Source organism: Humidesulfovibrio sp., from assembly GCF_035560995.1.
Classification (GTDB): domain Bacteria; phylum Desulfobacterota; class Desulfovibrionia; order Desulfovibrionales; family Desulfovibrionaceae; genus Humidesulfovibrio.
Genome location: NZ_DATMYK010000068.1, coordinates 1 through 7,657, shown reverse-complemented (window position 1 = coordinate 7,657; position 7,657 = coordinate 1). Strand labels below are relative to the sequence as shown.

Below are 7,657 nucleotides of genomic sequence, written 5' to 3'. Positions count from 1 at the left end.
CCGCACACGGGAGGCCCGGCATGAACCGCTGCGAGCACAACGGCACCCCTCCTTCCGGCGGCTGGCTCGAGCTGGCGCGCGAGGTCCTGGACATCGAGATCGAGGGCCTGGCGGCCGTGCGCGGCCAGTTGAACGGCGGCTTCGAGGCCGCCCTCGAGATCCTGGCGGGCTGCAAGGGCCGCGTGGTGGTCACGGGCATCGGCAAATCCGGCCTGGTGGGCCGCAAGATCGCGGCCACCCTGTCCAGCACGGGCACGGCGGCCTTCTTCCTGCACCCGGTGGAGGGCGCCCACGGCGACCTGGGCATGATCCGCCAGGGCGACGTGGTGCTGGCCCTTTCGAACAGCGGCGAAACCGACGAGCTGAACACCCTGCTCCCGGCCTTGAAGAGCCTGGGAGCGCTCATCGTGGGGCTCACCTCCGGCACGCAGTCCACACTGGCGCGCCTGTCGGACGTCACCATCGAGGTGCGCGTGCCGCGCGAGGCCTGCCCCATGAACTTGGCCCCCACGGCCAGCACCACCGCGGCCCTGGCCGTGGGCGACGCGCTGGCCGTGTGCCTCATGCGCATCAAGGACTTCGGCACAAAGGACTTCAAGCGCGTGCACCCGGCCGGAGCGCTGGGCGCGCGCCTCTCGCAGCAGATCGCCAGTCTCATGCACTCCCAGAACCTGCCTGTGCTGCCCGCCTCGGCCCCTCTTTCCGAGGCCTTGGCCGCGCTCAACGCCGGGGGCTTCGGCCTTGCGGCGCTGACGGACCCGGACGGCAGGCTCGCCGGGGTGCTGACCGACGGCGATGTGCGGCGCATGCTCTGCAAAAGCGGCTTCGATCCGGCCCAGCCTGCGGCCGGTTTCATGACGAGAGATCCGCGCAGCGTGACTGTCACGGCCAGCGCGGCACAGGTGCTCGATCTCATGGAAGCCCGGCAGATAACCGTTCTGCCGGTGCTCAACGAAGACGGCTCCCTTGCGGGTCTGGTCCATGTACACGACCTGTTGGGAAAGGGCCGGGTGCGCTTTGCGCCGGAGTAGCCCATGGACAACGATGCCGATGCCGAGTCTGATGTATGCGCACGCTGCGCCAAGACAAGCGGCACCTGCTGCACCCTCACGCCCGGCCAGGAGGAATACTGCTTTCCTCTTTCCGCCAGTGAGCGCGCGGGAATGGAAAGCGCCGGAGCCAACGCCGCGCACTTCTTCCTCCAGCCCAACACAGACCCCTTTGTGGACAACCTCTGCCGCCTGTTCCCGGGCGAGACGGGCACGATCCGCGAGCTGTTCCCGTCCGGGGGCGCGCATGACCGCCTGGCCATCAGCCCGGAAGGCGTGTGCATGCTGCTCGGCCAGCAGGGCTGCTTCCTTCCGCGTGCGGCAAGACCCTTGTATTGCCGCCTGTTCCCCTTCTGGATAAGGACCGGGCGGGAGTTGTATTTCGAGATGGACCGCTGCCAGGCCCAGAAGGAATCGGGCGGCGGCGGGGCGGGCCTGCTCTTGCGCATGCGCATGACCAGCGCCGGTGTCCGCACCATGTACCACGAACTGCGCAAGGCCTGGGGCCTGCCGGAGCAAGCATAAATGCCGCCGAAGAAAAACGCGAAAAAGCCCACTGCCAGAAGGGAATCTTCCATGAGATGGAGCCGCAGGTTCAAGCGCAAGATATTCTGGACCATCCTCGCCATGCCCGTGGCCGCCGTGTTGTGCGCGCTCCTGGCCTTCTGGTTCTTCTCGCGCGATCTGCCGGGATTCCGCAACATCACGGACTACAAGCCGCCCCTGGTGACCACCGTGCTCTCGCGCGATGGCCGGGTGCTGGGCTATTTCTACAAGGAAAAGCGCTTCCTGGTGCGCCTGCAGGACATGCCCGCCTACCTGCCCAAGGCCTTCCTTGCGGCGGAGGACTCCGGCTTCTACAAGCATGACGGCATCGACCCCTGGGCCATCTTCCGCGCCTCGCTCATGAACCTCAAAGCCGGCGGCATCCGCCAGGGCGGCAGCACCATCACCCAGCAGGTGGTCAAGCGCCTGCTGCTCTCGCCGGAAAAGAGCTTCGAGCGCAAGATCAAGGAGGCCGTGCTGGCCTATCGTCTGGAGAACTACCTGACCAAAGACGAGATCCTGACCATCTACCTGAACCAGATCTTCCTGGGCTCCAAGGCCTATGGCGTGGAGGCCGCCGCGCGCGAGTTCTTCGGCAAGCACGTGAAGGACCTGACGCTGGCCGAAGCCGCCATCCTGGCCGGCCTGCCCCAGGCCCCCAGCCGCTACAACCCCCTCTCCGACCCCGAGGCGGCCAAGACCCGCCAGAAGTACGTGCTGGAGCAGATGCTCTCCCAGGGCTGGATCAACAAGGAACAGTACACCCAGGCCCTGAACCAGAAGCTGGTCTACAAGAGCATGGAAGACCACTCCTGGAAGGTGGGGGCCTATTACCTAGAAGAAGTCCGCCGCTTCCTCATCGAGAAGTACGGCGAGGACGAAGTCTATCAGGGCGGCCTGACCGTTGAGACCGCCTGCGAGATCCCGCACCAGATCGCCGCGGACAACGCCATGCGCCGCGGCCTGGCCGACGTGGCCAAGCGCAAGGGCTGGGAAGGCCCGGCCGGCAGGCTGAAGCCCGACGAATACGCCCGCTTCCTGGACGACGGCCGCAGCAACGAAACCTTGAAGCCCGGCGCCTGGGTGCGCGCCCTGGTGGTGGAGTCCGCAAAGGACAAGGCCAGCGTGCGCTTCGGCCAGAACACCGGCGAGATTCCCGCCAACAGCACCACCTGGTGCCGCAACGCCGTAAAGGGCGCCACCGGCGAGGCCGCCGCCGTGCCCGGCGATCCGTCGCGCATCATGCACAAGGGCGACATCGTCTGGGTCACCGTGCGCGAGGCCAAAGGCAACGGCCACTACGTGCTGAACCTGGAGCGCGAGGCCGGACCCGAGGGGGCGCTTGTCTCCATGATGCCTGAGACCGGCGAGGTCGTGGCCCTGGTGGGCGGCTTCAGCTTCGAGAAAAGCCAGTTCAACCGCGCCACCCAGGCCAAGCGTCAGCCGGGCTCGTCCTTCAAGCCCATCGTCTACTCCGCCGCGCTGGACCACGGCTTCACCCCGGCCAGCGTCATCATGGACGCGCCCATCGTCTTCGCCAACGCCGAGGCGGGCACCATCTGGCGGCCGGAGAACTACGAGGACATCTTCTACGGCCCCACGCTGCTCTCCACCGCGCTGGCCAAGTCGCGCAACCTGGTCACCATCCGCGTGGCCCAGAAAATCGGCGTGCGCACCGTCATCGAACGCGCCCGCGCCCTCGGCATCGATTCCGAACTGCCGGAGAACCTGTCCATCGCGCTGGGCTCCTCGGCAGTCACCCTCACCAACCTGTGCCAGGCTTACACGGCCTTCGCCCGGGGCGGCACCTACGTGAAGCCCCGCCTGGTCATGAGCGTCAAGAGCGCCTGGGGCGAAACGCTCTACAAGAGCGAGCCCGAATACGTGGAGGCCATCAGCCCGCAGAACGCCTTCCTCATGGCCAGCATGCTGAAGGAAGTCATCAACGTGGGCACAGGCGGCGCGGCCAAGGTGCTGGGACGCCCCCTGGCGGGCAAGACCGGCACCACCAACAACGAGCAGGACGCCTGGTTCATCGGCTTCACCCCGCATCTGCTGACCGGCGTGTACGTGGGCTACGACCAGCTCCAGAGCATGGGCCGCGAAGGCTCCGGCGGGCGCACCGCCCTGCCCATCTGGCTCGAGTACCGCAAGGTCATCGAGGACCGCTACCCGCCCGACGACTTCCTGCCGCCCGAAGGCATCGTCTGGGCCCGGGTGGAGAACAGCCAGGCTATAGGCTCCAAGGGCCAGCCCGCGCCGGAGAGCTACTTCCTGCCCTTCATGGAAGGCACCCAGCCCGGCACCACCGACGTGGGCGCGGCTGCAGCAGGCAGCGCCGCCACCAGCGACGCGGACCTGATGAAGCAGGGATTCTAAGAGAAGAGAATATGCTCCGCAGGCCAGGGGGTATGCACCCCCTGGACCCGCAGGGCAAACGATGAGCCCCGGAGCGCTTTCGCGCTCCGGGGCTCATCGTTTGGGGCAGGGCCGGCAGGGACTCTTGGTTTCCAAGTCCGACCGGGGCCGACGATCCCCCGTGCCCGTGTCGCCCCCCGCTCAGCCCCCCGCGAGGGGTTTTGCTGTTCCGGCGCGTTACGCCGGAACAGCAAAACCCCTCGCCACAGGGAGTCCAGAGGGCCTCGTGCCCTCTGGCGGGGTGCAGGGGCAGAGCCCCTGCCGGGGCCCAGGGGCAGCGCCCCTGATTGATTCACAAAATCGGCAGGCTGTGCAGCAGTTCCTTGCGTGCGCGCCAGTCGGGCATGACCCTATCAAGGACGGCGTAGAAGCGGGCGTCGTGGCTGTGGTGCAGCAGATGGCACAGCTCATGCGCGGCCACGAATTCGATGCAGGAAAGCGGCGCCTTGATGAGCTGGCGGTTCAGGCAGATGGCCCGCGCGCGGGAGCAGCTGCCCCAACGGCTGCGCATGCAGCGGATGTTGAGCTTGGCCGGACGCGGCGCACCAAGGGCGTCCATGCGCGGCAGAAGCTCGCGGATGGTTTTGGTGAAGACCTCCCGCGCCTGGGAAAGCAGCCAGGACTCCACGAGCTTGCGCACCAGCTCCGGCTCCGGCTCACGCCGGGTGGTGACGAGCAGGCCGTCGCCCGCCAGGCGCACCAGGTTGCGCGGACCCTGGCGCAAGACAAGGGCGTAGTCCTGGCCGAGAAAGGTGTGTGTTTCGCCGTTGACGTACTGGAGGGACGGCACGGACTGACGCCGCGCGCGCAGGCGCTCCAGGTGCTTCAGAATCCACGGTCCCTTGGACAGCAGGTGTTCGCGCAGGGCGGCAAGGCTCGCGCCCATGGGCGCTCGGGCGCGCACCGTGCCGTCGGGGCGGATGCGCAGGCGGAGCGAGCGGAAGCGGTCAAAGCCCACCTCGACGCTCACGCGTTCCTGCCCCAGGTCGAGTTCCATGAGCATAGGCGCGAGGGGGGCGGCCATTTTCTTGGGCTTGGGCTTCGGTTTGGGCTTAAGGAACCCGAACACGCCTACTCCTCCGCTCTCTTCCTGTCCTGGCTCAAAATGACTCCGCCCAGCACCAAGGCCGAGGCTAGATACTGGCCCAGGCTGAACACCTCTCCCAGCACCAGCCGGGCCATGATGATGGTGGCCACGGGGATGAGGTTCACGAAGGCCGAGGCCTGGCTGGCGGGAATCTTGCTTACCCCGTAGCTGTACAGGCCGTACGCCCCCATGGTGCTGGCCGCGCCCAGGTAGACGATGGACAGGGCCGGAATGAGCACGAACTCCGTGGGCAGGCTCTGGCCGGGCAAAAACATCAAAGGCAGGAAGAACAGGCAGCCGAACACGGCCTGGGTGAAGGTGAGGAACATGGGCGAGTAGCGCCGGGAGAGTTGCTTGAGCAGGATGGTGTAGCCCATGGCGCAGATCATGGCCAGAAACTCCTGGAAGTTGCCCAGCGCCGGGTTGGGCGCGCTCTCCGTGGCGGTGGAGAGGCAGGAAAGCAGGGCCGCGCCGATGACGGCCACGAGGAAGCCGCCCCAGGTGCGCAGGCTGACCTTCTCCTTCAGGATGAAGTGCGCGCCCACGGCCACCAGCAGGGGCAGCATGGCCACGATCATGCCCGCCTGGGCAGCCTCGGTGTTCTTGATGGCTGCGGTCTCGAAGAGAAAATACAGGCCGGGCTCGCACAGGCCCATAAGGGCGATGGGTTTCCAGTCGCCCGCGCGGTAGGGCTGGGAGCGGAAGCGGGGATACAGCGGCGCGAAGCAGACGCAGGCCACGAGCATGCGCGCGAAGACCACGAACATGGTGTCGTAGGCCTGGAAGGCCAGCTTGAAGGCGATGAAGGCGCTGGCCCAGAGGATGCTGGCCGCCGTGAGGGCCAGGATGGGCAGAAGCGCCGCGCGCCGCGCGTCAGTCATGTTTCAAACCCCCGCTTGGTCCGGCGGTTGTCGCCGGGAAGGCAGGGGTACCACCCCCGGGCCGGGATTGGAAATCACTTTTTGCGATGCGCCCCTGCGGGATTGGCGATCACGCTCCGCCTAGGGCGGCCACGCGGCGGAAGTATTCATCGCGGCAGAAGCGCTCCACCTCGAACAGGGTGGCGAAGGCGTCGCGGAAGTCCTGCTTGCCGGTGGTGAAGAGCCCATGCCCGTAGACGATGGCCCCAACGGCGGATCCGGCGGCCGGTCCGCCGCGCCCGCCGCCGACATCGGTGAGCGCGGGCGGCAGGGTGTTGCACAGGCCGAAGGGCCCGGTGCCCACCTCGCCCGGCACGATGGGGATGCTGAGGCCGCAGGCCGGGTCGCACACGGCGCGCGGCGCGGCGCAGGCGCGGTGGCACTCGCCCAAGCCTGGGCAGTCCAACTTGTCGCAGTCCATGGACACAATGACCGCGAAGCGCGGGTGCCCGTGCAGGATGGTGCGCGCTCCTCCGCCGTCGTACACGGCCTTGTGCGCGGAATACTCGCTGGAGGCCGTGAGCCCCACGCAGGAACTGCCGTCCATGCGGCAGGGGTCGATGACCCCGGCCAGCTCGTCCAGGCTGCTGCCCGTCTGGCTGATGAGCAGCAGCTCGCCCTCGGGCGTCTGCTGCCTGCACGACACGTTGCCGAAGGACGAATCCACCAGGCCATACTCCACCACGGCCCGCCCGGCCTGGGTCATGGCCGCCCGCGCCTGGTCGGCGTCGGTGAAGGGACCGGGCAGAAGCTTCGGCAGGGTTTGCGGCAGGCGCGAGAGCTCGGCCTCAAGGGCCGCGCGCACGCAGGCGAACTCCGCCTTGCGCGCCTGCGTGAGCGTCCCGGCGCGGGCCGCGCGCAGGTGCTGGTCGAAAAAGGCCACAAAGCAGGCAAAGGCCATGGAGCTGACGGTGACGAAGGTCTGCTCCGGGCTCACGCTTCCGGCCGCGGCCATGAGCGCGCGGCCCCCGCCTGTCTCGTCCAGGATGATGCAGCCCTTGCGACGCTTCAGGGCCTGGATGACGCCCTCGGCCTCCAGGCCTCGCACCACGGGCAGATCGTGCAGAAAGGTGCGCGTTTCGCAGTCCCCGGGAAGCACGCAGTCCCGGCCCTCTTCCACGGCCCGCCGCGCCAGGGCGAGCATGGCCCCCTGGCAGGGGCCGATGGGTTCGGCCAGCAGCAGCGCGCCCGCGCCCAGGGCCAGGATGACCCGTTCGGCCAGGGGCTGGCGCGGATCATCGGCATGGCTGAAGGACAGCTCGGCATCCAGCGCGGCCAGGAGCGGCTCGCCCGGCGCGCACAGCCCGGCCCGGGCCAGCTTGCCCGCATACTTGACCAGCTGCGCGATCATGCGCCCTCCCTGTTCCGCGAGGTGGGCTGCGAGGTGGGCAGCTGGGCCGTGAGCGGCCAGGGCAGGCCCAGGCGCTGGGCCGTCTCGCGCAGGGGCAGGCCGTTTTCGTCCAGGCCCCGGATGCGGTAGTATGCGGCGCGGGCCGCGAGGAACTCCGCCCTCGGCACGGGCGGCACGGGCAGGTCCGGCGCGCCGCTGCCCGGCTCGGTGAAGAAACGCGCGGGCAGGTCGTCGTCCGCACTGGTGAAGCCGCAGCGGGCGTTGAGCATGCGCTCCAGATAGGTGG

7 protein-coding genes are annotated in these 7,657 nt (G+C 68.1%); 3 read left to right on the top strand and 4 right to left on the bottom strand.

Annotation, left to right across the window (positions count from 1 at the left end):
- The first annotated feature begins 20 nt into the window (after positions 1–20).
- Genes VN419_RS02590 through VN419_RS02580 form a run of 3 tightly spaced genes read left to right on the top strand, consistent with a single transcriptional unit; the run spans position 21 to position 3,974 of the window.
- On the top strand, positions 21–1,031 hold the full coding sequence (locus VN419_RS02590) for a KpsF/GutQ family sugar-phosphate isomerase (RefSeq protein WP_325644136.1): 1,011 nt from the start codon (positions 21–23) through the stop codon (positions 1,029–1,031).
- 3 nt (positions 1,032–1,034) lie between these two features.
- A complete protein-coding gene (locus VN419_RS02585) occupies positions 1,035–1,574 on the top strand; it encodes a zinc/iron-chelating domain-containing protein (RefSeq protein ID WP_325644134.1) in 540 nt (179 codons plus the stop codon).
- Positions 1,575–1,625: 51 nt separating this feature from the next.
- Entirely contained in the window at positions 1,626–3,974 is a 2,349-nt protein-coding gene (locus VN419_RS02580) for a PBP1A family penicillin-binding protein (RefSeq protein WP_325644132.1), read from the top strand.
- A gap of 331 nt (positions 3,975–4,305) precedes the next feature.
- Here VN419_RS02580 and VN419_RS02575 read toward each other — a convergent pair whose 3' ends face one another.
- From VN419_RS02575 to VN419_RS02560, 4 genes are all read right to left on the bottom strand, one after another.
- Complete coding sequence (locus VN419_RS02575; protein ID WP_325644130.1) at positions 4,306–5,082, bottom strand: SprT family zinc-dependent metalloprotease; 777 nt, start codon at positions 5,080–5,082, stop codon at positions 4,306–4,308.
- 2 nt (positions 5,083–5,084) lie between these two features.
- Positions 5,085–5,981 (bottom strand): DMT family transporter, encoded by an 897-nt coding sequence (locus tag VN419_RS02570; protein ID WP_325644128.1) that lies wholly within the window; start codon positions 5,979–5,981, stop codon positions 5,085–5,087.
- A gap of 109 nt (positions 5,982–6,090) precedes the next feature.
- The gene (locus VN419_RS02565) at positions 6,091–7,371 is read right to left on the bottom strand and encodes a class II aldolase/adducin family protein (protein ID WP_325644126.1); all 1,281 of its coding nucleotides are present in this window, start codon (positions 7,369–7,371) and stop codon (positions 6,091–6,093) included.
- Positions 7,368–7,657: aldehyde ferredoxin oxidoreductase C-terminal domain-containing protein (locus VN419_RS02560; RefSeq protein WP_325644124.1), on the bottom strand; the 290-nt coding region annotated here is incomplete at its 5' end. The genes VN419_RS02565 and VN419_RS02560, both read right to left, overlap by 4 nt.